The sequence below is a fragment of the Pseudomonas sp. AL10 genome (assembly GCF_029960685.1).
Classification (GTDB): domain Bacteria; phylum Pseudomonadota; class Gammaproteobacteria; order Pseudomonadales; family Pseudomonadaceae; genus Aquipseudomonas; species Aquipseudomonas lactis.
The window spans coordinates 115633-140768 of the sequence record NZ_JASBQZ010000004.1; the positions used below are offsets into that span (position 1 = coordinate 115633).

At 61.5% G+C, this 25136-nt stretch carries 23 protein-coding genes and 5 tRNA genes; 18 read left to right on the forward strand and 10 right to left on the reverse strand.

The window, feature by feature from the left end; translation table 11 throughout:
• Nucleotides 1-226: 226 nt before the first annotated feature.
• The 4 genes from QK296_RS06790 to QK296_RS06805 all read left to right on the forward strand — a co-directional run bounded on the left by QK296_RS06790 (nt 227) and on the right by QK296_RS06805 (nt 640).
• A tRNA-Asn gene (locus QK296_RS06790) sits at nt 227-302 on the forward strand.
• A 9-nt stretch (nt 303-311) separates the two neighbouring features.
• Nucleotides 312-388 (forward strand) — tRNA-Pro (locus tag QK296_RS06795).
• A gap of 5 nt (nt 389-393) precedes the next feature.
• Nucleotides 394-469, forward strand: a tRNA-Lys gene (locus QK296_RS06800).
• A gap of 94 nt (nt 470-563) precedes the next feature.
• Nucleotides 564-640 (forward strand) — tRNA-Pro (locus QK296_RS06805).
• A 208-nt stretch (nt 641-848) separates the two neighbouring features.
• Here QK296_RS06805 and QK296_RS06810 read toward each other — a convergent pair.
• Genes QK296_RS06810 through QK296_RS06820 form a run of 3 tightly spaced genes read right to left on the reverse strand, consistent with a single transcriptional unit; the run spans nt 849 to nt 3065 of the window.
• Nucleotides 849-2147 (reverse strand): NAD(P)/FAD-dependent oxidoreductase, encoded by a 1299-nt coding sequence (locus QK296_RS06810; protein WP_014716868.1) that lies wholly within the window; start codon nt 2145-2147, stop codon nt 849-851.
• Between the two features lie 60 nt (nt 2148-2207).
• On the reverse strand, nt 2208-2381 hold the full coding sequence (locus tag QK296_RS06815; RefSeq protein WP_003188429.1) for a DUF3094 family protein: 174 nt from the start codon (nt 2379-2381) through the stop codon (nt 2208-2210).
• Between the two features lie 54 nt (nt 2382-2435).
• Nucleotides 2436-3065 carry a DUF1780 domain-containing protein gene (locus QK296_RS06820; RefSeq protein ID WP_003188431.1) on the reverse strand — a complete coding sequence of 210 codons (630 nt, stop codon included), beginning with the start codon at nt 3063-3065 and terminating at the stop codon, nt 2436-2438.
• A 127-nt stretch (nt 3066-3192) separates the two neighbouring features.
• Between QK296_RS06820 and QK296_RS06825 the strand changes: the two genes are divergently transcribed.
• Together QK296_RS06825 and QK296_RS06830 are read left to right on the forward strand one after the other, a co-directional pair.
• Nucleotides 3193-3882, forward strand: coding sequence for an energy-coupling factor ABC transporter permease (locus tag QK296_RS06825; RefSeq protein WP_034134844.1), 690 nt, complete (start codon nt 3193-3195; stop codon nt 3880-3882).
• A 64-nt stretch (nt 3883-3946) separates the two neighbouring features.
• On the forward strand, nt 3947-4162 hold the full coding sequence (locus QK296_RS06830; RefSeq protein WP_003171680.1) for a hypothetical protein: 216 nt from the start codon (nt 3947-3949) through the stop codon (nt 4160-4162).
• Here QK296_RS06830 and yacG read toward each other — a convergent pair.
• From yacG to QK296_RS06850, 4 genes are read right to left on the reverse strand one after another with little or no spacing between them, the layout of a single operon-like run.
• Complete coding sequence (yacG, locus tag QK296_RS06835) at nt 4159-4359, reverse strand: DNA gyrase inhibitor YacG (protein WP_003188437.1); 201 nt, start codon at nt 4357-4359, stop codon at nt 4159-4161. The two genes, QK296_RS06830 and yacG, sit on opposite strands and share 4 nt — an antisense overlap.
• Nucleotides 4356-4979 carry a dephospho-CoA kinase gene (coaE, locus tag QK296_RS06840; protein ID WP_003188438.1) on the reverse strand — a complete coding sequence of 208 codons (624 nt, stop codon included), beginning with the start codon at nt 4977-4979 and terminating at the stop codon, nt 4356-4358. The genes yacG and coaE overlap by 4 nt, the downstream gene beginning before the upstream one ends.
• A complete protein-coding gene (locus QK296_RS06845; protein ID WP_057710772.1) occupies nt 4976-5842 on the reverse strand; it encodes an A24 family peptidase in 867 nt (288 codons plus the stop codon). The genes coaE and QK296_RS06845 overlap by 4 nt, the downstream gene beginning before the upstream one ends.
• On the reverse strand, nt 5839-7047 hold the full coding sequence (locus QK296_RS06850) for a type II secretion system F family protein (RefSeq protein ID WP_282390724.1): 1209 nt from the start codon (nt 7045-7047) through the stop codon (nt 5839-5841). Before QK296_RS06850 ends, QK296_RS06845 begins: the two co-directional genes overlap by 4 nt.
• Before the next feature lie 201 nt (nt 7048-7248).
• On the opposite strand from QK296_RS06850, the gene QK296_RS06855 reads away from it, so the two are divergent.
• The 3 genes from QK296_RS06855 (at nt 7249) to QK296_RS06865 (ending at nt 8257) form a co-directional block, all read left to right on the forward strand.
• The gene (locus tag QK296_RS06855) at nt 7249-7662 is read left to right on the forward strand and encodes a pilin (protein ID WP_003188443.1); all 414 of its coding nucleotides are present in this window, start codon (nt 7249-7251) and stop codon (nt 7660-7662) included.
• 64 nt (nt 7663-7726) lie between these two features.
• Nucleotides 7727-7802 (forward strand) — tRNA-Thr (locus QK296_RS06860).
• A 149-nt stretch (nt 7803-7951) separates the two neighbouring features.
• A complete protein-coding gene (locus QK296_RS06865) occupies nt 7952-8257 on the forward strand; it encodes a DUF6388 family protein (RefSeq protein ID WP_003188444.1) in 306 nt (101 codons plus the stop codon).
• 121 nt (nt 8258-8378) lie between these two features.
• Here the strand turns inward: QK296_RS06865 and nadC are convergent, their stop codons facing one another.
• Entirely contained in the window at nt 8379-9227 is an 849-nt protein-coding gene (nadC, locus tag QK296_RS06870) for a carboxylating nicotinate-nucleotide diphosphorylase (protein WP_003188446.1), read from the reverse strand.
• A 246-nt stretch (nt 9228-9473) separates the two neighbouring features.
• Here nadC and QK296_RS06875 point away from each other — a divergent pair, with 246 nt between their 5' ends.
• The 5 genes from QK296_RS06875 to QK296_RS06895 all read left to right on the forward strand — a co-directional run bounded on the left by QK296_RS06875 (nt 9474) and on the right by QK296_RS06895 (nt 15842).
• Nucleotides 9474-11621, forward strand: a complete 2148-nt coding sequence (locus QK296_RS06875) for a DUF1631 domain-containing protein (protein ID WP_057710776.1) — start codon at nt 9474-9476, stop codon at nt 11619-11621.
• 61 nt (nt 11622-11682) lie between these two features.
• Nucleotides 11683-12246, forward strand: coding sequence for a 1,6-anhydro-N-acetylmuramyl-L-alanine amidase AmpD (gene ampD / locus QK296_RS06880; RefSeq protein WP_003188448.1), 564 nt, complete (start codon nt 11683-11685; stop codon nt 12244-12246).
• Nucleotides 12243-13079 carry a regulatory signaling modulator protein AmpE gene (gene ampE / locus QK296_RS06885; protein ID WP_003188449.1) on the forward strand — a complete coding sequence of 279 codons (837 nt, stop codon included), beginning with the start codon at nt 12243-12245 and terminating at the stop codon, nt 13077-13079. Before ampD ends, ampE begins: the two co-directional genes overlap by 4 nt.
• A 178-nt stretch (nt 13080-13257) precedes the next feature.
• On the forward strand, nt 13258-15288 hold the full coding sequence (locus tag QK296_RS06890; RefSeq protein WP_003188451.1) for a methyl-accepting chemotaxis protein: 2031 nt from the start codon (nt 13258-13260) through the stop codon (nt 15286-15288).
• 125 nt (nt 15289-15413) lie between these two features.
• Nucleotides 15414-15842 carry a hypothetical protein gene (locus QK296_RS06895; protein ID WP_032900411.1) on the forward strand — a complete coding sequence of 143 codons (429 nt, stop codon included), beginning with the start codon at nt 15414-15416 and terminating at the stop codon, nt 15840-15842.
• On the opposite strand, the gene QK296_RS06900 is transcribed toward QK296_RS06895, so the two are convergent.
• Together QK296_RS06900 and cra are read right to left on the reverse strand one after the other, a co-directional pair.
• Nucleotides 15789-16565, reverse strand: a complete 777-nt coding sequence (locus tag QK296_RS06900; RefSeq protein ID WP_003188453.1) for a TatD family hydrolase — start codon at nt 16563-16565, stop codon at nt 15789-15791. The two genes, QK296_RS06895 and QK296_RS06900, sit on opposite strands and share 54 nt — an antisense overlap.
• A 2-nt stretch (nt 16566-16567) precedes the next feature.
• Complete coding sequence (gene cra / locus QK296_RS06905; RefSeq protein ID WP_003188455.1) at nt 16568-17563, reverse strand: catabolite repressor/activator; 996 nt, start codon at nt 17561-17563, stop codon at nt 16568-16570.
• Nucleotides 17564-17847: 284 nt separating this feature from the next.
• Between cra and ptsP the strand changes: the two genes are divergently transcribed.
• From ptsP to QK296_RS06925, 4 genes are all read left to right on the forward strand, one after another.
• The gene (ptsP, locus tag QK296_RS06910; RefSeq protein ID WP_282390725.1) at nt 17848-20706 is read left to right on the forward strand and encodes a phosphoenolpyruvate--protein phosphotransferase; all 2859 of its coding nucleotides are present in this window, start codon (nt 17848-17850) and stop codon (nt 20704-20706) included.
• On the forward strand, nt 20707-21627 hold the full coding sequence (gene pfkB / locus QK296_RS06915) for a 1-phosphofructokinase (protein ID WP_054896898.1): 921 nt from the start codon (nt 20707-20709) through the stop codon (nt 21625-21627). It abuts the gene before it with no gap.
• A gap of 11 nt (nt 21628-21638) precedes the next feature.
• Nucleotides 21639-23348, forward strand: coding sequence for a PTS fructose-like transporter subunit IIB (locus QK296_RS06920; protein WP_003188460.1), 1710 nt, complete (start codon nt 21639-21641; stop codon nt 23346-23348).
• A gap of 191 nt (nt 23349-23539) precedes the next feature.
• Nucleotides 23540-25081 carry an alkaline phosphatase D family protein gene (locus tag QK296_RS06925; protein ID WP_282390726.1) on the forward strand — a complete coding sequence of 514 codons (1542 nt, stop codon included), beginning with the start codon at nt 23540-23542 and terminating at the stop codon, nt 25079-25081.
• Nucleotides 25082-25136 lie beyond the last annotated feature (55 nt).

The window sequence follows — 25136 nt, forward strand, 5'->3', positions numbered from 1 at the left end:
TGTAAGGCAAAGGCTTGTAAAGTGCGCCCCGCAGCAACGTCAGCCCACGGGTTTCTTCTCCCCAAGAAGAAATCAGAAAGAAGCGCAAATCATTGTCTTAAAAGCAATTTAAAGGGTTGACAGGGGTTTTTAAGATTGTAGAATAGCGCGCCTCAGAGACGCTAACGTAGCGATACGGACAGGGTCGAAGAGGAAGCAACACAGCAGTAACTTTGAAATATGTAGTTCCGTGATAGCTCAGTCGGTAGAGCAAATGACTGTTAATCATTGGGTCCCAGGTTCGAGTCCTGGTCACGGAGCCAATTTCAAACCGGGGTATAGCGCAGTCCGGTAGCGCGCCTGCTTTGGGAGCAGGATGTCGGGAGTTCGAATCCCCCTACCCCGACCATATTTGGGTCGTTAGCTCAGTTGGTAGAGCAGTTGGCTTTTAACCAATTGGTCGTAGGTTCGAATCCCACACGACCCACCATTTTTGAGACCAGTTAACGCTGGAATCGAATCTTAAGATCAGAGGCCAAAAGCGCTGATCGAAGAAGGCGACTGAAAGGTCGCCTTTTTATTACCGGGGTATAGCGCAGTCCGGTAGCGCGCCTGCTTTGGGAGCAGGATGTCGGGAGTTCGAATCCCCCTACCCCGACCATATTAAAAATCCTCGTATCGAAAGATACGGGGATTTTTTTTGCCTGCGTGAATCCTGAATTCACCGCAAAACAAATGTGGGAGCGGCGGTGCAACGATTCGACTTGCTCGCGAATGCGCTGTGTCAGTCAGTACATCTGTGACTGAACCACCGCATTCGCGAGCAAGCCCGCTCCAACATTTACCAGGCCTCTTTCGAGACCAGGTTGTTAATGCAATTTAAGGCGTGGCTCGGTGCCGCGGCCGATCTTGCTGCCCAGCATCAGCATCGCCGTGCGGAAGAACCCATACAGCGCCATCTGGTGCATGCGGTACAGCGACACGTAGAACATCCGCGCCAGCCAGCCTTCCAGCATCACACTGCCCGTCAAATTGCCCATCAGGTTACCCACCGCGGAAAAGCGCGACAGTGAGATCAGCGAGCCGTAGTCGGTGTACTTGTAGGTCGGCAGCTCCTTGCCTTCAATCCGCAGCTTGAGCGATTTGGCCAGCAATGACGCCTGTTGGTGAGCCGCTTGGGCCCGTGGCGGTACATTGCGGTCGGTGCCCGGCTGCGGGCAGGCGGCGCAATCACCAAAGGCGAAGATATTTTCGTCGCGGGTGGTTTGCAGGGTTTGCAGGACTTGCAGCTGGTTGATGCGGTTGGTTTCCAGGCCATCGATGTCCTTGAGGAAACCGGGGGCGCGGATACCGGCCGCCCAGACCTTGAGGCTGGCCGGGATCACTTGGCCGCTGCTGGTGATCAGGGCGTCGGCGGTTACTTCACTGACCGCCGAGTTGGTCAGTACTGTCACCCCTAGTTTCTCCAGGGTCTTATGCACTGGCCCCCCGATCCGCTCCGGCAGGGCAGGCAGTACACGCGGGCCGGCTTCGATCAGGGTGATGTGCATGTTTTCGGGCTTGATACGGTCCAGGCCATAAGCCGCCAGTTCATGGGCGGCGTTATGCAGCTCGGCGGCAAGCTCAACGCCGGTGGCACCGGCGCCGACGATGGCGACGCTGATCTGTTCAACGGCGTCGGTTTGGCCTGCATGGGCGCGCAGGTAGTGGTTGAGCAGTTGCTGGTGGAAGCGCTCGGCCTGCTTGCGGGTGTCGAGGAACAGGCAATGTTGCGCCGCGCCCTCGGTGCCGAAATCGTTGGTAGTGCTGCCTACCGCAATCACCAGGCTGTCGTAGCCCAGCACGCGGGCGGGCACCAGTTCGCGGCCTTCTTCGTCGAGGGTGGCGGCCAGCTGGATTTTCTTCTGTTCACGGTCAAGCCCGCTCATACGGCCCAGCTGGAACTCGAAGTGGTTCCATTTGGCTTGGGCGACGTAGTTGAGTTCGTCTTCCGAGGAATTCAGCGAGCCGGCAGCCACTTCGTGCAGCAAGGGCTTCCAGATGTGGGTCAGGTTGGTGTCGACCAGCGTGATGCTGGCCTTGCCACGCTTGCCCAGGGTCTTACCCAGGCGGGTAGCCAACTCCAGGCCGCCGGCACCGCCGCCGACGATAATAATACGATGGGTCATGGGGATATCTCGCAAGGCTAAAAGAAATCGGAGCAGTTACCCTCGCGAGCGCCAGGCGGCTCATAGCGTCAGGTAACTCAATAGGCGGCTCAGCGTACCGAGCCCGATCACCACTACCAGCACCACGCAGAGGAGCAGCCACGGCCGGAAAGGCTTGCGCTCGACTCTGTTCTGGGAGAGTTGCAGGTACTCTTCGACACGCTCTTGGTCATCGGGTTTCAGGCGGCTGGTCATAAAGGCCTCGTCAGGTAGACGTTGCAAAGGGGCGCCACGTTACAGCCAGGGGCATCACAGGCTGATGCCGACATCAAACACTATGCTGCGGCCCAGGTTGTTGCGCAAGAAGTCCGGCGCGTCGGGATGTGCGAACAGGACCCGTGCGAATGTCGGCCCCACCAGCGATAGCGAGCGCCAGCCCTGACGCAGGTATTCGGTCGGCGGCGGAAAATGGCTGTTGAGGTCCAGCACCTCGCGTTTGAGGCTGGTAAACGCGATGAGATCCAATTCCCCCAGGTCCATGCCGCGCTCTTTGTAGTTGTGAGCTTTTTTACGCAGTGTGGGGGCCAGGCGCAGCAGGAACTCATGGGCGGGGATACGCCGTGGCTTGGCTTCACGCCGTACCAGTTGGCTCAAGGAGAAAGCACTGCGCCTGCGCAGCAGCTCATCGCGCCACTCGTCGTTCAGGCGGCGGCCCTCGTCCAGCACAAAAAAGACCTCGAAGCTGGCGTCGCGAAACAACACGTCGGGCGGCTCCTGGCCCGCCGCGTGGAATTCTTCGACACGGTAGGGCACGTTCAAGCCTTGCAGCAGGCGCTGGCAGACCCAACGCTCACGCTCCCACTTGCGGGCATTGGACAGGAATGCGTTGGCTTGTTCGGCCGCTACGGTGAGCAGGCGCAAGTAATCTGAGTCATCCATAGTCGCAGCTTAGCGTTCAAATGATGACCACAGGAAGTCTTGCCTTAAAACGCGGGTGTAGAATGCTCACGTGAAACAGGCCAGGGACGAGGTGTGTGATGAGTTTTTTAGTAAAGGCAGAGCGTCCGTGATCAGTGCTGCGGTTCTGGCACCCCAGACCCTCGGTATCGGCTGGCTGGTGTATGCGCCCGTGGTGATGTGGGCGATCCTTCGCTCGCCCTGGGTGGAGCTGTTTGCCGACCGTCGGCGCCAGCACTTGCTCTTCGGTACGGTGTTCGCGCTATTCATGCTGTGGCTGGTGCGGCGGGATTTCGATACCGGTGTGTCCTACCACTTTATCGGCATGACCGCCGTGACTTTGCTGCTCGATTGGCCGCTGGCTATCGTCGGTGGCTTTGCCGCCCAGCTTGGCTTGATGCTGTTGGGGCGTCAGGACCTGGCTGCGCTTGGCGTCAATGGCCTGCTCCTGATTGTGCTGCCGGTGCTGGTCACCGAAGGGTGCGCGCTGTTGGTGGAGCGGGCGCAGCCGCGAAACCCCTTTGTGTATATCTTCTGTTCGGGCTTTTTTGCTGCCGCACTGTCGGCATTGCTGTGCCTGTTGGCCGGCCTGGGCCTGTTGTGGTTCGACGGCCTTTTTGCGATGCCTGAGTGGTTGGAAGATTTTGTCGGTTACCTGTGGCTGATCATCTTTCCCGAAGCCTTTATCAACGGCATGGTCATCAGCGCGCTGGTGGTGTTTTGCCCGGAATGGCTGGAGACGTTCAACCGTACCCGCTACCTCTCAGCGCCGTGGAAAGACGACGATTCGCGGCGTTGATCCAGGTCAAATGCAGGGCAGCGGCGCAGGTCCATGCTCGGCAAAATTTTCAGGAGCATGAATCATGAGTGTGTATGAATGGGCACGGCAGGAGTTGCGCAGAAGCCAGGATGCAGCGCAGGAAATCGGGTTTGACCCCGGTTTGACCTTGCGCGCCATGCTCAGCGCAGTGGTGCAGCAAAGCAAGGGTGTACGCAGCTTTGAAGACCTGGCCGACGAGTTGCAATACCTTGCAGAAAACCTCGACGACCAGCAGGAATATGCCTTTATGCGGCCTTAGTGGCGCGGCGGCAGGTCTTCGGAAAACAGTTCATCTTCGGCGTCAGGGGCCACGGGAATCTTGTGTTCTTCAGCGGCCCAGGCGCCCAGGTCGATAAGCTTGCAACGGTCCGAGCAGAACGGTCGGTTGAGGTTGGTCGCTTTCCATTCCACGGGTGCACCGCAGGTTGGGCAGTCGACGGTCAGGGGTTGGCTCATGATCGGCCTCCACGCAAAGTAAGGTAAAAGTGGTGCAGTCGCTCGACCTCGCCGTGCAGCCAGGCGAGGTCCTTATCGTTGACCAGCACGTCATCGGCATGGTTCAGGCGGTCTTCGCGGCTGGACTGGGCCTTGAGAATCGCCTGCACCTGTTGTTCGCTGATGCCGTCGCGCTGCAGGGTACGCTGAATCTGCAGCGATTGCGGCACGTCGATCACCAGGATGCGCTGGGTCATGCTGTACTGCCCGGACTCGATCAGCAGCGGTGACACCAGGATCGCGTAGGGCGACTGGGCGCGTGCCAGGTGGCTGCGAATTTCCTCGGCGATCAGCGGGTGCAGCAAGGCTTCCAGCCAAAGGCGCTCTTGTGGGACCTCAAAGATCAGTTTGCGCAGTGCGGCACGGTCCAGTCGGCCGTCGGCTTGCAGCACGCTGGCGCCGAAATGTTCGGCAATGCGCGCCAGCGCCGGGCGGCCAGGCTCGACCACCCAGCGCGCGGCGTGATCGGCGTCCACCAGGTCGATGCCCAGCTTGATAAAGTGCTCGGCCGCAGCGCTTTTGCCGCTGCCAATGCCGCCCGTGAGCCCAAGAATCCAGGGTGTTGCAACAGAAGTGGTCATCTGAAACCGACAGACTGCAAATAGAAGTCGGTTATTTGACCACCCCAGAGCAATGCAATCCAGCCGGCAATTGCCAGGCAGGGGCCAAACGGCATTGGCGCTGACACCTGGGCCTTACGCAAACGCAGCAAAATCAGCCCGGCAAACACGCCCAGCAGCGAGGCCATCAGCAGGGTCATCGGCAGAATCTGCCAGCCGCCCCAGGCTCCCAGCAAGGCCAATAATTTGAAGTCGCCATGGCCCATGCCGTCTTTGCCGGTGGCCAGCTTGAACAGCCAGAACAGGCACCACAAGCTCATGTAGCCGATAACCGCGCCCCATACTGCATCGGGCAATGGCGTCAGCAGGTCAGCGCTGTTGAGGATCAGCCCCAGCCATAGCAGCGGCAGCACCAGCACATCCGGCAGTAATTGGTGGTCCAGATCAATCAGGCTCATCCCCAGCAAGCCCCAACTCAGCAGCATCACCGCGCCGGCTTGCCAGCCGAAGCCGAAGTGCCAGGCGACAGCGGCGCAGATCAGCGCGCAGGCCAGTTCGGTGAGAGGGTAACGCAGGCCGATGGGCTCACGGCAGTGGGCACAATGCCCCCGGAGCAGCAGGTAGCTGAGCACCGGGATATTTTCCCAAGGCCGAATCGGTTGATTGCAGCGCGGGCAGCAAGAGTTCGGATGCATCAGGTTATAGGCCGGCCCACCGGGCTCGGCTGGCAAGTCGAGAATCTCATGGGCCTGGGCACGCCACTCCCGCTCGAGCATTTTGGGCAGGCGCCACGCCAACACATTGAGGAAGCTACCGACGATCAGGCCCAACACCAGCGCAAGGCCAACAAACGCCCAGGGATGTTCGTTCAGCAGCAAGCTCAAAACGCCGTCCCCAATTGGAACACCGGCAAGTACATGGCGACTACCAGCGCGCCGACAATCCCCCCCAATACCACCATGATCAGCGGCTCCATCAGGCTGGTGAGGTTGTCGACCAAGGTATCCACGTCTGACTCGTAGTGGTTCGCGACTTTTTCCAGCATGCGGTCCAGGGTGCCGGACTCCTCACCGATTGCGGTCATCTGGATCGCCATGCCTGGGAACAGGCCGCTGTTATGCATCGATTGATTCAACTGCATGCCTGTGGATACATCGTGGCGCATACGTTCGATTGCCTGTTTGAAAGGGCCATTGCCGACGGCGCCAGCCACCGAACCCAATGCCTGTACCAGAGGAACGCCCGCCGCAAAGGTAGTGGATAGCGTGCGGGCGTAGCGGGCGACCGCAGATTTGTGCAGCAGTTTGCCTGCCACGGGCACTTTCAACAAACCTGCTGCCCACCCATGGCGAAACCCCGGGTGAGTCCGGTAGGCGTGGCGCCCTGCAACCAGCGCCGCGCCCACACCCAGCCCCAGCATCCACCACGCCTGTTGCAGCAGTTCCGATAGCGCGATGACCCCCAGGGTAAACCCCGGCAATTGGCCGTTGACCCCGGCGAACAAGTTCTGGAATTGCGGCACCACATGGATCAACAGCACTGTGCTCACCCCTGTGGCAATTACCAGTACCGCGATAGGGTAGGTCATGGCTTTCTTGATCCTGGTTTTGAGCCGTTGGCTTTTTTCCAGATGAATCGCCACGCGTTCCAGTAGGGTTTCCAGGGCGCCGGCCATTTCGCCAGCCGCTACCAGATTGCAGTACAGCTCATCGAAGTAGCGGGGATATTGACGCAGGGCAGCGGCCAACGGGTGGCCGCTGGCAATATGCTGTTTCAACGCCTTCACCAGTTCGCGCAGCTGTTGGTTTTCGACGCCTTCGCTGATGATGTCGAAGGCTTGCAGCAGCGGAATGCCGGCCTTGAGCAAGGTGGCCAACTGGCGAGTGAACAGGGCGATATCCACGGGCGTTATGCGCGTCTTGAAGGTCGGCAGTGCACAAGACTTCTTGCGCACACGCTCGGGGCAGATCCCTTGCTGGCGCAGTTGTACCTTGATCAGCGCAAGGTTATGGCCGGCGATTGTTCCGGATACCCGGCGCCCTTTGCGGTTGATGCCCTCCCAGGCATAGATTGTCGACGTATCGTTCATGTGAGGTTGGCGCACCCAGGTCGTGAAGAATTTATAGCTTAGTCAGGTGGCGGAGTCGGGCAGGCTGGTGCTGGGCGATAAAATGTCAGATTGTGCGTCTTGCAGGCGAACGGCTGCGAGGGGATGAGTACACTGGCGCCGTTGCACACTACGGGGCGCAGGACGCGCCTTGTCATGGTTCTATTCTGGAGAGTGAAAGAGATGCGTCAAAAAGGTTTTACCTTGATCGAGTTACTGATCGTCGTGGCAATCATCGGCATTTTGGCCACCATCGGTCTGCCCATGTACACCAAGCACCAGGCCAAGGCCAAGTTCACTGCGGGGTTGGCGGAAATCAGCGCGTTAAAGGCCGGCTATGAAGACGTCATCAACCAGGGCACTGTGCCGACCCTGGCGCTCATCGGGGGCTCCAGCCCTACCGCCAACTGCACCATCGATGTGACAGGCGATGTGGCCTCGGGCGCAGGTACTATCCGTTGTGAAATCCTCGATGCGCCCGCGCCCGTGCTCGGCAAGACCATCACCTTGACCCGCAGCGCCACCACCGGATGGAGCTGTGCCACCACGGTAGACCTGCAGTACGCTACCAAGGGTTGTGGCGCCAACGGGGCGTGACAGTCGCCGGGCGGTGAGCGAGCAAGTTGCTGCATGCCCAATGCAGTGCTAGCTTTAGCCCACCGCCCGTGTAGCTCAGCCGGTAGAGCAGCGCACTCGTAACGCGAAGGTCGCAGGTTCGATTCCTGTCTCGGGCACCACAGGCACCACTGTTTCAACGGCAATGTTTTCAGATGATCCCAGAATGGTTCTGAAGGCCAGGTGAGCCGGGCATTTGCGCCCGCTCTTTTGTATCTGCGCAACCTTGAAGACCCAGATGCATTCCCATTCCTCGATCTAAGAGAACAACATGACCACGACTGAAATGACCCAGGACGCTCGGCACGAACAAGCGCTCAAGCACTACCTTGAGGACACGCCGCAGCTAAAAGAAGAGATCAAGGACCTGAGTGCCGACGATCAGCGCGACCAGATTCAGTGGGCATTCGAGGACGAGGCCGAGAGCCAGAACCTCCAGCCTTGGGAGCTGACCCTCAAGTACACCACGACCCCTGAAGAGTTCGAAGCTGCACGGTTGGCCTTGCACAAAGAGGCGGCCGAGGTGCTGGGTGTCGATTGGGACGAGTACTGCGAGATGAATAACCTCGTAGTTTAAAAGCAGCCTGTAGGAGCGAGCTTGCTCGCGAAAAACGCTAGCGATAACCCGTACCTCTGGAGGGCACGCGGTGGTCTTGAGTTTTTCGCGAGCAAGCTCGCTCCTACAATTACGGCATCTTTCAGATACTGAGGCGCATCGACAGGTCCACCGCCTTCACATCCTTGGTCATCGCGCCGATGGAGATGTAGTCCACGCCGGTTTCAGCGATAGGCAGCAAGGTGGTTTCATTGATCCCGCCGCTGGCTTCCAGCTTGGCTTTGCCGGCGTTCAGGCGCACGGCTTCGCGCATGTCTTCCAGGCTCAGTTCATCCAGCATGATGATGTCGGCACCCGCCGCCAGGGCTTCGCGCAACTCTTCCAGGCTTTCCACTTCGATTTCCACCGGCTTGCCCGGGGCGATCTTGTGGGCGGCTGTAATCGCTTGGGCAATACCACCGCAGGCGGCGATGTGGTTTTCCTTGATCAGGAACGCGTCATACAGCCCGATACGGTGGTTGTGGCAACCGCCGCAGGTCACCGCGTACTTCTGCGCCAAACGCAGACCTGGGAGTGTCTTGCGGGTGTCCAGCAGTTTGACCTGGGTGCTCGCGACAAAGTCCGCCAGGAACTGCGCTCGGGTGGCTACACCTGACAGCATCTGCAAAAAATTCAGCGCACTGCGTTCACCCGTGAGCAGCGAGCGTGCCGGGCCTTCAAGGTGGAACAGCGCCTGGTTGGGGCTGACACGTTCACCGTCAGCTACCTGCCAATGCACGGCGACCCGTGGGTCCAGTTGACGAAACACTGCATCCACCCAGGCCGTACCGGCAATCACGGCCGCTTCACGGGTAATGATCGTGGCCTTGGCCAGCCGTTCGGCCGGGATCAACTGCGCGGTGATGTCACCACTGCCGATGTCTTCCAGCAGTGCGCGGCGCACGTTGGCTTCGATTTCGGCGGTGAGGTCGGCAAGACGGAGGTTCGGCATAACAGGCTCCACAAACAAAGTGCCTCGATTATAGGGCCAGCGTGCGTTCTAACCCAGGCTCGCCACTCATTTACCGCACAAAGTCAGAGTGTGCTGGCGCAACTGCCCTTGTTTGCAAGATAATCTCGCGCCTTGCAATTGGCGTCATAGCTTTGACGTCTTGGTGGTAACCGGGATATTTGCAGTGCCTGCCGGGCCTGCTCCCGGTCTGTCCACCTCTCAAAACCGCCGTTTCAGGAGGCCAGGATGCACAATGACGGGAAGGTGGTGCCTATCAACAGGGCACAGGCCACGCCATCGCCGCTCGCGCGCCTGCCGGTGGTGTTGCTGCAGGTGCGTGACAAGGCTGCGCAACAGCTGCAACAGGGTTTGCAGGAACTGTTCGATAACGCCGACGACACCCTGTTTGAAATGGCCGAAAAGGCCCGTAGCACCGTCGACCATCATATTTTTTTCGAGGCCATGCGCGACCTGCGCCTCAAGCGCAAGAACTTCGAACGCGTGTTCATGGAGCAGTTGTTCGTGGCGTTCGCCAACCTGGGCCAGGCCCGGTGCAGCGGGGCACACCTGGTGCCGCTGGTGTCTTATGAGGCGGTACCCGGCACCAGCGCCGATGACGTGGAAAAAGCTGTGGCCCTGGAGGCGATGCTCGGTCGGGTGCGCCACCGTGATGGCTTGGCGCTGGGGCAATTGAACGCGCGCTTGAGTGAACTGTTCGGCAGGCGCCTGGATGATCCGGAAAACCCCTTGGCCCCGACGCGGCTGTGCGAGTTTTTCTTGCAGGCAGGGCGCAGCCTGGGGGTGGAGATCCGCGTCAAGCTGGTCATGCTCAAGCTGTTTGAGAAGTACGTGCTCAGTGACGCCGACCTGTTGTATGGCGAGGCCAACCAATTACTCATCGCCACTGGCGTATTGCCGGAACTCAAGGCGCTCCCGTCCCGCCGAGCCGGCGGGCGTGCGGCCCGGGAGCATCAGGATTGCACTGGCCAAGCGATGGCCGACCCGCCGCTGGATAAAAGCGGCCAGCAAGCGTTCAGCGCCTTGCAGACGTTGCTGGTAGCCGTGCGTGGCAGCGTGGCCCCCACCCTTGAAGCCAGCGCCGAGCCGCAACCCATTGCCACCCGCGATCTGCTGCGGCTGCTGTCGCATTTGCAGCAATATGTACCGGAGCCGGAGTGCGAGGACGATTTCGACCTGCGCAGCCAGCTTGAACAGTTGCTCACCCGGGTCAGTGTCAAAAGTGGCAAGTCGCGGGTGTTGGAAGAAGCAGACGAAGATGTGATCAATCTGGTGGCCATGCTGTTCGAGTTCATGCTCGATGACCGCAGTGTGCCGGACGCTTTCAAGGGGCTGATCGCCCGCTTGCAGATCCCGCTGCTGAAAGTGGCGGTGCTGGACAAGAGCCTGCTCAGTTGCACGCAGCATCCGGCGCGGCGCTTGCTCAATGACATCGCGAGCGCCGTCATCGGCTGGAGCCCGCCCCATGACCAGCCACGGGACAATCTCTATCTGTGTATCGAGCAACTCGTACAGCGGTTGCTGAATGAGTACGTCGAAGACCCGGCGATTTTCTCCCAGTTGCTCACCACGTTCAGCACATCTACAGCCCAAGAGCGCACGCGCAGTGAACGCCTTGAGCGCCATACCCGTGACGCCGAGCAAGAGCGCCTGCATATCGAGGTGGCGCGTCAACGTGTGGCGCAGGTGCTCAATCGGCGGCTCGTGGGCAAAACCCTGCCGGCATCGGTTCTGCAATTTGTGCAGCAAGCCTGGAGCCAGGTGCTGTTAGTGGCCGTGCTCAAGCACGGTGAACAATCGCTGCAATGGCAGGCGGCGCTGCGTACCCTGGATGAATTGGTCTGGAGCGTGGGCCTGCGTGAAGACACCGAAGCAGGTCGGCGTTTGCTTGAGCAACTACCCGGGCTGCTCAAGGCATTGCGTGACGGGTTGGCCGGTGCGGCGTTCGATCCTTTCAGCACCCGCGAGTTTTTCCTGCGGTTGCAGGCCATGCATGTTCAGCCGCTCGACGGCGAGGTGCTGGTTGAAGTGCGTAAGCCTTTTATCCTTGGCTCTGGGCCGCCGACTGCCGACGAACCACTGCCCCCTGACGACCCCGACCGGCTCAAGGCACAGCAGTTGCGAGTCGGTGCCTGGGTAGCGTTGCAGCAACATGAAGCCGGTACCCTGCGTTGCAAGTTGACCGCAATCATGCCGCCCGACGATACCTATATTTTTGTCAGTCGAGGGGGCCTCAAGGTCCTGGAGAAAAGCGCGGGGCAGTTAGCCCTGGCGTTCAAGCAGGGCGTCCTGCACGCCTTGGATGATGGCCCGCTGTTCGAGCGTGCGCTGGCAGCCGTGGTGGGCAACCTGCGGCAACTCAATCGCGGCAAGTGATCGCAACCGCAGGGTGGAACGCGGCATACTGGTCACACCTCGTCTCACTCAAGGAGCCTGTATGCAGTTGGACCCCGCCAGCGGTTGGTGCCAGGGCATTCGTCATTGCCCTTCGCCCAACTTCAACGAGCGCCCTGAAGGCGAAATCTCGCTGTTGGTGGTGCATAACATCAGTTTGCCTCCGGCGCAGTTCAAGACCGGCAAGGTGCAGGAGTTTTTCCAGAACCGCCTGGATATCTCAGAGCATCCCTACTTTGAAGGGATAGCCAGCCTACGAGTGTCTGCGCATTTTCTGATTGAACGTGACGGCACTGTGACGCAATTTGTTTCGTGCCGCGACCGGGCCTGGCATGCCGGTGTTTCCGTTTTTGACGGGCGCGAGGTGTGCAACGATTTTTCCCTGGGGGTCGAGCTCGAAGGTACGGACGACCTGCCGTTCACCGATGCCCAGTATGCGGCGCTGATCGATCTGACCCGCCAGTTGCTCAAGGCTTACCCAAAGATCACCCACCAACGTATTTGTGGTCACAGCGACATCGCTCCGGGGCGCAAGACTGACCCGGGCCCCGCTTTTGATTGGACGCGCTTTCGCAGCGCCCTGCAGGATGGAGGACACGAACGATGAGTTTCCTGGTGTTGGTGCTGGCGGTATGGATCGAGAAGTTCTCGGCCTTGCGCCTGCGGTTGCAGCGTGACGGCGGATGGCTGCGTGAGCTGGCCAAGCTGGAATCGAGCCCGCGCATGGGCAAGCGGCCCTGGCTGATCCTGCTGGTGTTGGTGCTGTTGCCGGTGGCATTGCTGGCCTTGCTGTTGCTGGTCCTGGAGCCGGTGGCCTATGGCCTGTTGGCATTGCCGGTGCATTTGCTGGTGGTGATCTATAGCCTGGGCCGTGGCGACCTATTGGCAGGGCTGGGGCCGTTTCGCGATGCCTGGCGGCGCGGTGACCTGCAAGCGGCCGAGCATGTGGCCGAACGCGACCTCAAGCTTGGCGCCGACAGTGGCGAGCAACTGCTGGAGCGCGTCCAGGGCTACCTGCTGTGGCAGGCGTACCAAAGCTTTTTTGCGGTGATTTTCTGGTATTTCCTGCTGGGCCCGGTGGCCGCCCTGGCGTACCGCCTGTTGGCGCTGGCCAGCGAACACAGCCAGAACCCCCTGGTGGCCGAGCGCGCCACGCAATTGCGTCACGCGTTTGACTGGTTGCCGGTACGCCTGCTGGCGGCCAGCTTTGCCTTGGTGGGCAATTTCGTCGGGGTCAGCCGGGTGATGCTCCACGAATTGCTGAGTTGGGACATCAGCGCGGCACAGCTGGTGGAAAAAGTCGGCCTGGCCGCTGCGGAAATCCCGCCGCCAGTGGTGGGGGCCGATGGCATCAACAGCCTGGATCGCCTGTGGGAACTGCTGCTGCGCGCGGCGGTGCTGTGGTATGCCGGGTTTGCCATCTGGACGGTACTCCCCTGATGCCAATTTGTAGGAGCGAGCAAGCTCGCTCCTACATGGCGTTAGGGCCTCCAGACACGCCGTTAACCTTACGTTACAAAACTCCCTTTCGAATTGAGCTATACAGATAGAGCGCCAAATAGTGGCTATCTGCCGCCGCCCTGCGCCTCAATAAAAATAAAAGAAGGGGAGGTCACCTGTGAAGAGCTTGCTCTATCCCGCCGTCGCGCTGATGAACCGCCTGAGCTTCGGCATGAAGTTCAGCCTGATCAGTGTGCTGTTTCTGCTGCCGATGCTGGCGACCAACTATTACCTGGTGCGCGACTCGTGGCGTGAATACCAGGGCACCCGGGTCGAACTGCAAAGCCTCGACCTGCTCGGCAGCAGCCTGGCGTTGCGTCGCGAGCTGGAAACCCTCAACAACCAGGTACAGATCAACGCCACCCTCGGCCAGTCTGGCAAAGCGGCAGACCTGGAGACCCGGATCAGCGCCTTGCAAACCAGTGTAGTGGAGCGCTTGCAGGGCTTGCGCGCCATTGCGACCCAGCCCGAGCAAGTTGCCGTCTTCGACAGTAAACGCGACGAACTGATCGCTGCGTTCAAGGCCCAGCAGCAGGAAACCTCGCTGCTCAACAAGGCGGCGTTGATCGGCAAGTTACTCAACCAGGCCCAGATGTTCAGCCAGATCATCGCCAGCCAAGCCGGCTTGAGCCGTGATCCGCAAAGTGATCTGCGCCAGCTCAGCGACCTGGTCACCACCATCACTCCTCAAGTCACCCAGGCCTTGGGTGAAGGCCGTGCCATGGGCGCGTACTCCCTGGGGCAGGGCTTTATCAATTCGTCCTCCAGCACCCGTTTTGACGAACTGCTGCAGCAGTTGGAAAAACTCCACGGCGAATATGGCCTGAAGCTGCAGGACGCGTTGGGCACCAGCCAGGCCGCGCACGCCGCCCTCGACGTCTCGGCGCAAGCCAGCCAGGCGAGCCTTAAGCAAGGCAGTGAGTTTTTCGAAGAGCAGGTGGTGATGGCCGAGACCCTCGACGCGCCTTGGCAGGGCTTTTATGACGGCGTCAGCCAACTGATGGCCAAGACCTATCAATTGGATGACGCCACCCTGGCGTTCCTCGGGCAGCAGTTGCAGCAGCGCCTGGCGCAGAACCGTTTGCACATGGTGTTGCTGGTCACGGCCCTGGCGGCGGTGTTTGCGCTGATTTTCTATCTCTATGCCGGTTTCTTTGTCTCCACCCGCACCACCTTGCGCCGCCTGGGGGCGATGATGGACAAAGTGGCGGCGGGCGATATGACGGTCACCTTCGTTGCCCAGAGCCGTGACGAACTGGGCGACCTGGGCCAGGTGTTCAATGGCACTGTGGCCAAGATTCACGACCTGATCGAGCGTGTTGGGCATACGGTCAGCCAGGTGGAGTTGCAGGCCGGCCAGGTGCAGGCGGTGTCGGCGCAGAGTAACCAGGCGGTGTCCGGCCAGCGCAGCCAGATCGAGCAAGTGGCGACGGCGATGAACCAGATGTCCGCCACCGCCCAGGAGGTGGCGCGCAGCGCCGCGGCGGCGGTCAGCAGTGCCCAAAGTGTCAACGATGAAACCGTCAGCGGGCGTGCGCTGGTGCAATCCCAGCAAGGCGGTATTGCGCGCCTGGCGGCGGAGATCGACGAATCGGTGCGGGTGATCAACCAACTGGCGACCGACAGCCAGTCCATCAGCAGCGTCCTGGAGGTGATCAAGAGCATCGCCGAGCAGACCAACCTGCTGGCGCTAAACGCGGCCATCGAAGCGGCGCGCGCTGGTGACCAAGGGCGCGGGTTTGCGGTGGTGGCCGACGAGGTACGCACTCTGGCCCGGCGTACACAGCACTCCACCGAGGAAATCGAGCAGATGATCATCCGCTTGCACAGCGGTGTCGGTGCGGCGGTGAAGGCCATGGGCAGCAGCCATGAAATGGCGAATGGCACGGTAGGGCAGTCGGAAAAAGTCCAACAAGCCCTGGAAAATATCCTGGGGGCGGTTGGGATGATCGTCGATCAGAACCAGCAGATCGCCGCCGCCGTGGAGCAGCAAACGGCAGTCGCCCACGACATCGACCAGAACATCGTCGAAATCAACCGCGCCGGCGAGCATGCGGCGCAAGGTGCGCAGCACACGGAGGCGGCCAGTCGGCAACTGGCAACCCAGGTGGTTGAGTTGAAGCAATTGATTGGCGCGTTTCGGGTGTAGGGAGGTTCTGAAGGACTGAGCGGCGGGCCGTGTGGCTTATGTCCTGATTTACCGATGCGTGTTTTATCGGGGCGTGAATAGGTGAAAATTTATTTCATCCGTCACGGTCACGAGGGGACAAAACGATGGCCGCCGCAATCGGTATCAAAGGGCATTGCGCCCAATGCAACATGACGTTTGAGCTCAAGCCCTGGCAACTGAACGCCATTGCCATTGATGTACCGTTTGACTGTACGTATTGCCACTGCGGGTTGCACTTGGGGTGCGTCAAGCAGTTGCGCCAGTTCAGGGCCCTGGACCACTGGGCGCTGGTGCGGCCGAGCATGATCATGCTGACGTGCGCAACCTTGCTGATGGCCCTTGTCGCTGAATGGTTGGGGCTGCTCAGTGTGATCGGGCAACTGAACATTTCGCTGGTCGCCGTGCTGATCCATTTGCTGGTGGTGCGCTATGCCCGCCATCGACAGAGAATGACTTTGAAGTTGCAGGTGATCAGTCCGCTACCAGTTGAACAGCTTGCACGCATTGCGTGTGCTCGCCTCAGCCAGCAATAAAGGGCTGATACCCATGCGCTCGGCCAGAGCGGTGCAGATGTCTGGCAGGTGCTGCGGGCTATTGCGCTGGTTGGGGTACATGGCCGGGGCCATATCCGGCGCATCGGTTTCCAGCACCACGGCGTCGAGTGGCAACTGCGCCAGTACCCGGTGCATGCGCAACGCCTGGGGCCAGGTGGCAGCGCCGCCCAGGCCCAGTTTGAACCCGAGCTTGATGTACTCGCGGGCCTCTTCAGCGCTGCCGGCGAACGCATGGATGATGCCGCCTCTGGGCACGCGGATGCGCTTGAGGGTGGCAATCACGGCGGCGTGGCTGCGGCGAACGTGGAGCAAGGCCGGCAGTTGGAAATCCACCGCAAGTTTCAGTTGGGCTTCAAACAGCGGCTGCTGGCGCTCGTGGTCCAACTGTTCCAGAAAGTAATCCAGGCCAATTTCGCCCACGGCGCACAGTTGCCGGTGGCCATGCAGGCGCGTCAACCAGTCGCCCAGCTCCAGTAGGTCGGCGGGGCGATGCTCATCGAGATACACCGGGTGCAAGCCGAAGGCGGCGAACAGACCTTCGTCCTGTTGCACCAAGTCCCATAGCCGCTGCCAATTTTTCTGGTAAACCCCCAGCACCACCAGGCGCCGCACGCCAAGTTCACGACTGTGGGCGAGGACGTGCGAGCGATCGGGGTCGAAGTCCTCGAAGTCCAGGTGCGTGTGGGTGTCGATCAGCTCCACGCTCAGGCCTCGTGAATACGCTGCTTGAAAGTCCGGCCAATCGCATGCACCCCGGGTTGGTACTGTTCCTCTTCAATGGCGGCCAGGGCCAGGCGCAGGGCGGTTTCGGCAATCAACTGATGTTGCTGGGCCATGGCGTTGACCGGCAGCGGCAGGAAATCCAGCAACTGCGTATCGCCGAAGGTGCCCAGGCGCAGGGGCCGCGACTTGAGGGGGAAGTCATGCAGCGCGTCGAACACGCCTTGCAGCAGTACGTAGGAGGTGGTCACCAGCGCGTCCGGCAGATGCCCCAGGCGTTGCAGCAGTTGCTCCATCAGCTCTCGGCCGCAGTCACGACTGAAGGCTTCGCCCTGCTCGATGATCACGTCGCCCGTAAAGCCTTGCAGCGCATCACGGAAACCGGCGGTACGTGCCTGGCTGATGCTCAGCTCGGGCCGTGCGCCGATCAGCGCGATCTGCTTGGGCAACGGTTGCAGCAGGCTGCTGGTGAGTTGCTGGCAGGCCTGGTGGTCATCGCTGACCACGGAGCAGAACTGGTTCGGCTCCATCTCCCGGTCGATGGCAATCACCGGCAGCCCCTTGGCCTGAAGCTCGCGATAGCTGTCATCGCTGGCCGGCAGGCAACTGGCGACGAACAACGCATCGCAACGCCTGGCACGGAACAGTTGCAGCAGTTGGCGTTCGCTGTCCGCTTCATCATCGGAGCTGGCGATCAGCAACTGATAGCCTCGCGCCCGCGCACCTTGTTCCAGCAGTTTGGCGATGCGTGCGTAGCTGGGGTTTTCCAGGTCTGGCAGGATGAACCCCAAGGTGCGCGTATGCCGGCTGCGCAGCCCGGCGGCTTGAGGGTTGGGGGTAAAGCCATGGGCTTGGACCACGGCACGCACACGCTCAACGGTTGCGTTGCTGATGCGCTGCTGTTCGGCTTTGCCATTGATGACATAGCTGGCGGTGGTAACGGACACACCGGCCAGACGTGCGATATCACTGAGTTTCAAACCGGGATTTCCTTGTTTTTTGGAGCTCGCCCCGACATTTTGTCCAATCGTAACCGATTCCAGCATTCGACCCATGTCCCACAGCAAGCGCCGAGTGGCCCTTCAAGCTTGCACAATTAACGCGTAATCTGCCATAAATTCTAGATTAAACGTTTCAGCAGGCGTATTTTTACGATGTTCGCCGCTGAGTGACCACTGCCAATTGACCGCTCAGTCAGTTAATTTTGAACATATTTACCTACAACAATACCTAGTGCGCCTGTCGCACTAACTAGGAGAACGGCATGCTTGAGCTCACTGTAGAGCAGATATCCATGGGCCAGGTGGCTGTGGATAAATCTGCTGCCTTGCACCTGCTCGCTGACAAATTAGTGGCCGATGGCCTGGTTGCCGAAGGTTATCTCAGTGGCTTGCAAGCCCGTGAAGCCCAAGGCTCGACCTTTCTCGGACAAGGCATCGCCATTCCCCATGGCACGCCAGAAACCCGCGACCAGGTATTTTCCACCGGTGTGCGCCTGCTGCAGTTCCCCGAAGGGGTGGACTGGGGCGATGGCCAAATCGTTTACTTGGCGATTGGCATCGCGGCTAAATCCGATGAACACCTGCGCCTGCTGCAACTGCTCACCCGTGCCCTCGGTGAAACCGACCTGGGCCAGGCCTTGCGCCGTGCCGGCAGTGCCGAAGCCCTGTTGAAACTGTTGCAAGGCGCGCCCCAGGAACTGGCGCTGGATGCGCAGATGATCAGCCTGGGGGTGTCGGCCGACGATTTTGAAGAGTTGGTGTGGCGCGGTGCGCGCCTGCTGCGCCAGGCCGACTGCGTGAGCAATGGCTTTGCAGCTGTATTGCAGCAGGTCGACGCGCTGCCCCTGGGCGATGGCCTGTGGTGGTTGCACAGCGAGCAGACGGTCAAGCGTCCGGGCCTGGCCTTTGTGACGCCGGACAAACCCATGCGTTACCTCGGCCAGCCCCTGCACGGCCTGTTCTGCCTGGCGAGCCTCGGTGAAGCGCACCAGACCCTGCTTGAACGCCTGTGTGCCTTGCTGATTGAAGGGCGCGGCCAGGAGTTGGGGCGCGCCACCAGCAGCCGCGCGGTGCTGGAAGTGCTGGGCGGTGAACTGCCGCCGGACTGGCCCAGCGCCCGCATTACCCTGGCCAACGCCCACGGGTTGCATGCACGCCCGGCCAAGATCCTGGCGCAATTGGCGAAAAGTTTTGACGGCGATATCCGCGTACGCATCGTCGATGGCGCGGTGGGTGCCGTGTCGGTCAAAAGCCTGAGCAAGTTGCTCAGCCTCGGCGCACGTCGTGGCCAGGTGCTGGAGTTTGTGGCCGAGCCGACGGTGGCCGGCGATGCACTGCCCGCCCTCTTGGCCGCCGTGCAAGAGGGCCTTGGCGAAGAGGTCGAGCCCTTGCCCACGGTGAGTGCACAGCCAGCGCAGGTCGACATCGAACCTGTGCTCAGCGTGCCGCTGAGCGGCAGCCAACTCCAGGCTATCGCCGCCGCGCCGGGTATCGCCATCGGCCCGGCCCATATCCAGGTGCCGCAGGTGTTCGACTACCCCTTGCGTGGAGAGTCCGCCGCCGCCGAACGCCAGCGCCTGCACACGGCCTTGAGCGACGTGCGCACGGATATCCAGGGCTTGATCGAGCGTAGCCAGGCCAAGGCCATCCGCGAGATTTTCATCACCCACCAGGAAATGCTCGACGACCCGGAACTGACCGACGAAGTCGACACCCGCCTCAAGCAAGGCGAAAGCGCCGAAGCCGCCTGGATGAGCGTGATCGAAGCCGCCGCCAAGCAGCAGGAAGCCTTGCAGGATGCCTTGCTGGCCGAGCGTGCTGCGGACTTGCGTGACATCGGCCGCCGCGTGCTGGCCCAGTTGTGCGGCGTCCAAAGCGTGCAGGAACCGATCGAGCCCTACATCCTGGTGATGGAAGAAGTCGGCCCTTCGGACGTGGCGCGCCTGGACCCGGCCCGTGTTGCCGGCATTCTCACCGCCCGGGGCGGCGCCACCGCTCACAGCGCCATTGTCGCCCGCGCCCTGGGCATTCCGGCCTTGGTCGGCGCTGGCGCTGCGGTGTTATTGCTCAACGCAGGCACGCCGCTGTTGCTCGATGGCCAGCGCGGTCGCCTGCATGTCGACCCCGACGCCGCCACCCTGCAACGGGCCACCGTGGAGCGCGACAGCCGCGAACAGCGCTTGCAAGCCGCTTCGGCCCAACGCCATGAACCGGCGCTGACCCGCGACGGGCACGCCGTGGAAGTGTTCGCCAACATTGGTGAAAGCGCCGGGGTGGCCAGTGCAGTGGAGCAGGGCGCCGAAGGCATTGGCCTGCTGCGCACCGAACTGATTTTCATGGCCCACCCCCAGGCGCCGGACGAGGCCACCCAGGAAGCCGAATACCGCCGCGTACTCGACGGCCTCAACGGTCGCCCGTTGGTGGTGCGCACCCTGGATGTGGGCGGGGACAAGCCATTGCCCTACTGGCCGATCGCCGAAGAAGAAAACCCCTTCCTCGGTGTGCGCGGCATTCGCCTGACGCTGCAACGCCCGCAGATCATGGAAGCGCAACTGCGCGCACTGCTGCGTGCAGCGGATAACCGCCCGCTGCGCATCATGTTCCCCATGGTCGGCAGCGTGGATGAGTGGCGCGCCGCCCGGGACATGACCGAGCGCCTGCGCCTGGAGATCCCGGTGGCGGACCTGCAACTGGGGATCATGATCGAAGTCCCGTCAGCCGCCTTGCTGGCGCCGGTGCTCGCCAAGGAAGTCGACTTCTTCAGCGTCGGCACCAACGACCTGACCCAGTACACCCTGGCCATCGACCGCGGCCACCCGACCCTGTCGGCCCAGGCCGATGGCCTGCACCCGGCAGTTTTGCAACTGATCGACATCACCGTGCGCGCCGCCCATGCCCATGGCAAGTGGGTTGGCGTGTGCGGCGAGTTGGCGGCGGACCCGCTGGCGGTGCCGGTGCTGGTCGGCCTGGGTGTGGATGAGTTGAGCGTGTCGGCCCGCAGTATTCCTGAGGTGAAGGCGCGGGTGCGTGAATTCAGTCTGAGCGAGGCCCAGGGCCTGGCGCAACAAGCACTGGCGGTGGGTTCGCCCGCGCAAGTGCGTGCCCTAGTGGAGGCCGTGTAGATGGCGAATATTCTGACCCTGACGCTGAACCCGGCGTTGGACCTCACGGTACGCCTGGCGCACCTGCAACCCGGTGAGGTCAATCGCAGTGAAGCGATGCTCACCCACGCGGCGGGCAAGGGCGTGAATGTGGCGCAGGTGCTGGCCGACCTGGGCCATTACGTCAGCGTGGGCGGGTTTCTCGGCAGTGCCAACCCCCAGGCGTTCAATGCGCTGATCAAGCGCCGTGGGTTTGGCGATGCCTTCATCCGGGTTCCCGGCGAAACCCGTAGCAACATCAAGATTGCCGAACAGGATGGGCGGGTCACCGACATCAATGCACCGGGGCCGCTGGTGACTGAAGAGGCGCTAAAAGCGCTGCTCAAGATGGTCGCGATCATTGGCCCGGAGTTCGATGCGGTCGTGGTGGCCGGTAGCTTGCCGCGCGGCGTCAGCCCGCAGTGGTTTAAAGGTTTGCTGGAGGCGTTGAAGGACCTGGGGTTGAAAGTCGCCCTGGACACCAGCGGCGAAGCGCTGCGCCTGGGGTTGGAGGTTGGCCCGTGGCTGGTCAAACCCAATACTGAAGAGTTGGCCGAAGCCTTGGGTAACGCCACCGATGCCATCAGCCGGCTGCATCAGCAAGGCGTCGAACATGTGGTGGTCTCCGACGGGGCCGCAGGCGTGACCTGGTACCGCCCGGGTGCGGCGCTGCATGCCACTCCGCCTAAGGTGGCAGTGGCCAGTACCGTGGGTGCCGGCGACTCGCTGCTGGCCGGGATGCTCCACGGTTTGCTCAGCGGCGATACGCCGGAGCACACCCTGCGCCGGGCCACGGCGATTGCCGCGATGGCGGTGACACAGATCGGTTTTGGCATCAGCGATGACGCGCAGTTGGCGCATCTCGAAAGCGGCGTCGATGTGCGCACGCTGACAGAACAATAAGAGGGTTTGTGATGAAGTTAGCCATTGTTACCGCCTGCCCGAACGGCATGGTCACCAGTGTGCTGTGCGCCCGCTTGTTGGACGCCGCCGCCCAGCGCATGGGCTTGCACACCAGTGTTGAAGTCGTCGATGTGCAGCGCCCGGAGCGCCAGTTGTCCCAGGCGACGATTGATGATGCCGAGTGGGTGCTGCTGGTCAGCAGTACCCCGGTGGAGATGCAGCGGTTTGTCGGCAAGCGCGTGTTCCAGAGCACGCCGGCCCAGGCGTTGGCAGATGTCGAAGGCGTATTGCGTCGGGGTGCTGAAGAGGCCCAGGTGTATGTCGCCAACGCTGCCCCGGTGGCGGCCAAGGCTGCGCCGCGTATCGTTGCGATTACCGCGTGCCCCACTGGCGTGGCCCACACGTTCATGGCCGCCGAGGCCTTGCAGCAGACGGCCCAGCGCCTGGGTTATGACTTGCAGGTCGAAACCCAAGGCTCGGTGGGCGCCCGCACGCCGTTAAGCCCCCAGGCGATTGCCGATGCCGATGTGGTATTGCTCGCGGCCGATATCGAAGTGGCCACCGAGCGTTTCGCCGGCAAGAAGATTTACCGCTGTGGCACCGGCATTGCTCTCAAGCAATCCGAAGCCATCCTCAACAAGGCCCTGGCCGAAGGCGCAGTGGAAAGCGCGGCCAGCGGTGCAGCGGCCAAGGCCGAGAAAACCGGGATCTACAAACACCTGCTCACCGGCGTGTCGTACATGTTGCCGATGGTGGTGGCGGGGGGCTTGCTGATCGCCTTGTCGTTTGTGTTCGGCATCCATGCCTTCGAACAGCCCGGCACCTTGGCGGCGGCGCTCAAATCCGTGGGTGACCAGGCGTTCCTGTTGATGGTGCCGCTGTTGGCGGGCTACATCGCCTACTCGATTGCCGACCGTCCTGGCCTGGCGCCTGGCATGATCGGCGGGCTGCTGGCGGGAACGCTGGGGGCTGGGTTTATCGGCGGCATCCTCGCCGGTTTCGTCGCTGGGTATTGCGTCAAGCTGATTAGCCGCGCGGTGCAACTGCCCCAGAGCCTGGAAGCGCTCAAGCCGATCCTGATCATCCCGTTATTGGCGAGCCTGTTTACTGGCTTGGTGATGATCTACCTGGTGGGCCCACCGGTCGCCCGCTTGCTCACGGGCCTGACGGATTTCCTCAGCACCATGGGCACCACCAACGCGGTGCTGCTGGGCATTCTGCTCGGCGGCATGATGTGCGTGGACTTGGGCGGGCCGATCAACAAGGCGGCCTATGCGTTCTCGGTTGGCCTGCTGGCCGCGTCGAGCGGCGCGCCGATGGCCGCGACCATGGCCGCCGGCATGGTGCCGCCGATTGGCATGGGCATCGCCACGTTACTGGCCCGACGCAAGTTCGCCCAGACCGAACGCGAGGCCGGCAAGGCGGCAATGATTTTGGGGCTGTGCTTTATCTCCGAAGGCGCGATTCCCTTCGCCGCCAAAGACCCGCTGCGGGTCATTCCGGCCAGTATTGCCGGTGGTGCGTTGACCGGTGCGCTGTCGATGTACTTCGGCTGCAAACTCGCCGCACCCCATGGCGGGTTGTTTGTGCTGGTGATTCCGAATGCGATGAACCATGCGTTGTTGTACTTGTTGGCGATTGTCGCGGGCAGTGTGTTGACCGGGCTGGTGTATGCCGTGCTCAAGCGACCGGAAGCGGCCGAGCTGGCCGTGACTGCCTGACACTGGCAAAAAATGTGGGAGCTGGCTTGCCTGCGATAGCATCGACTGGGTTTGCCTGATACACCGAGGTGTTTGCATCGCAGGCAAGCCAGCTCCCACAGGTGAATTTGATCGTTCTCCCGATTGGTGTCACATCCGCTTCATCCCATCATGCTTAAGTGGCCCTTTTGATACTCAAGAGGGCATCCTGCATGAGCCACTTCGATCTCGGCCGCCGCCGTGTGATGCAAGCCGTAGGCGCTGGCCTGCTGTTGCCGGGCCTGGCGCCGGCGGTGATCGCTTCGGTGAAGGACCGGCCGCAACTCACGGACGGCGTGCAATCGGGCGACCTGCAGGGCGATCGCGCGATGATCTGGAGCCGCAGCGACCGCCCGGCGAAGATGGTGGTGGAGTGGGACACCCGCAGCGTGTTCAGCAACCCGCGCCGATTCGTCTCGCCCCTGGCCGACAGCCGCACCGACTTTACCGCCCGTGTCGAACTCACCGGGCTGCCGGTTGACCAGGCGATTTTCTACCGCGTGCATTTCGAAGACGCCCAGACCGGCATTGCCAGTGAACCCTGGTTCGGCCACTTGCGCAGCGTGCCGCAACAGCGGCGCGATATCCGTTTTGTGTGGAGCGGCGACACCGTCGGCCAAGGCTTCGGCATCAACCCGGACATCGGTGGCATGCGCATCTACGAAGCCATGCGCCTGCGCTTGCCGGACTTTTTTATCCACAGCGGCGACACCATCTACGCCGACGGCCCAGTCCCCGCGCAGCTCACCACTGAAGGCGGGCGCATCTGGCGCAACATCACCACTGAAGCCAAAAGCAAAGTCGCGGAAACCCTCGATGAATATCGCGGCAATTACCGCTACAACCTGCTGGATGAAAACGTGCGCCGCTTCAATGCCGAGGTGCCGCAGATCTGGCAATGGGACGATCACGAGGTGATCAACAACTGGTCATCGAGCAAGCAGTTGGATGAGCGCTACCAGACCCGCGACATCAACACCCTGGTGGGCCGTGCCCGCCAGGCCTGGCTGGAATATTCACCCATGCGCCGACAGAGCGCCGACGCTGGCGGGCGCATTTATCGCAAGCTCAGTTATGGGCCGCTGCTGGATGTGTTTGTGTTGGATATGCGCAGCTATCGTGGGCCGAATGACGACAACCTGGGCGCTGAAAAACCCTTCCTCGGCCGTGAACAGTTGGACTGGCTCAAGCGCGGGCTCAAGGCGTCGCAAGCGCAGTGGAAGGTGGTCGCCGCCGACATGCCTATTGGCCTGGGCGTGCCCGACGGTGAAGTCAGCCCCGGCGTGGCGCGTTGGGAAGCGATCGCCAATGGCGACCCTGGCCCGGCGCAAGGGCGTGAGCTGGAGGTCGCCGAACTGCTGGGGTTCCTGCATGAGCACAAGGTGCGCAACCACGTGTGGCTGACGGCCGATGTGCATTACTGCGCGGCGCATCACTATCACCCTGACCGCGCGGCGTTCCAGGATTTCGAGCCGTTCTGGGAGTTTGTGGCGGGGCCGCTGAATGCGGGAAGTTTCGGGCCCAACCCACTGGATAAAACCTTTGGTCCGCACGTGGTATTCCAGAAGGCGCCACCGGCACAGAACACCTCGCCGTTTGCGGGCTTTCAGTTTTTTGGTGAAGTGCAGATTGATGGGCAGACGGCGGAGTTGACGGTGATGCTGCGCGATCTCGATGGCGTCTCGGTGTTCGAGCAAAAGCTGCAACCGGCCTGATCGTTCCCACGCTCTGCGTGGGAACGCATCCTGTGACGCTCCGCGTCACGCCGTC

Coding starts and splice junctions, on each gene's coding strand:
- QK296_RS06920 (WP_003188460.1), top strand. CDS start 21,639: ATGAAGTTAGCCATTGTTACCGCCTGCCCGAACGGCATGGTCACCAGT.
- ptsP (WP_282390725.1), top strand. CDS start 17,848: ATGCTTGAGCTCACTGTAGAGCAGATATCCATGGGCCAGGTGGCTGTG.
- QK296_RS06815 (WP_003188429.1), bottom strand. CDS start 2,381: ATGACCAGCCGCCTGAAACCCGATGACCAAGAGCGTGTCGAAGAGTAC.
- QK296_RS06855 (WP_003188443.1), top strand. CDS start 7,249: ATGCGTCAAAAAGGTTTTACCTTGATCGAGTTACTGATCGTCGTGGCA.
- ampE (WP_003188449.1), top strand. CDS start 12,243: ATGAGTTTCCTGGTGTTGGTGCTGGCGGTATGGATCGAGAAGTTCTCG.
- QK296_RS06865 (WP_003188444.1), top strand. CDS start 7,952: ATGACCACGACTGAAATGACCCAGGACGCTCGGCACGAACAAGCGCTC.
- QK296_RS06850 (WP_282390724.1), bottom strand. CDS start 7,047: ATGAACGATACGTCGACAATCTATGCCTGGGAGGGCATCAACCGCAAA.
- QK296_RS06925 (WP_282390726.1), top strand. CDS start 23,540: ATGAGCCACTTCGATCTCGGCCGCCGCCGTGTGATGCAAGCCGTAGGC.
- pfkB (WP_054896898.1), top strand. CDS start 20,707: ATGGCGAATATTCTGACCCTGACGCTGAACCCGGCGTTGGACCTCACG.
- nadC (WP_003188446.1), bottom strand. CDS start 9,227: ATGCCGAACCTCCGTCTTGCCGACCTCACCGCCGAAATCGAAGCCAAC.
- QK296_RS06810 (WP_014716868.1), bottom strand. CDS start 2,147: ATGACCCATCGTATTATTATCGTCGGCGGCGGTGCCGGCGGCCTGGAG.
- QK296_RS06895 (WP_032900411.1), top strand. CDS start 15,414: ATGGCCGCCGCAATCGGTATCAAAGGGCATTGCGCCCAATGCAACATG.
- QK296_RS06820 (WP_003188431.1), bottom strand. CDS start 3,065: ATGGATGACTCAGATTACTTGCGCCTGCTCACCGTAGCGGCCGAACAA.
- coaE (WP_003188438.1), bottom strand. CDS start 4,979: ATGACCACTTCTGTTGCAACACCCTGGATTCTTGGGCTCACGGGCGGC.
- QK296_RS06830 (WP_003171680.1), top strand. CDS start 3,947: ATGAGTGTGTATGAATGGGCACGGCAGGAGTTGCGCAGAAGCCAGGAT.
- yacG (WP_003188437.1), bottom strand. CDS start 4,359: ATGAGCCAACCCCTGACCGTCGACTGCCCAACCTGCGGTGCACCCGTG.
- QK296_RS06875 (WP_057710776.1), top strand. CDS start 9,474: ATGCACAATGACGGGAAGGTGGTGCCTATCAACAGGGCACAGGCCACG.
- ampD (WP_003188448.1), top strand. CDS start 11,683: ATGCAGTTGGACCCCGCCAGCGGTTGGTGCCAGGGCATTCGTCATTGC.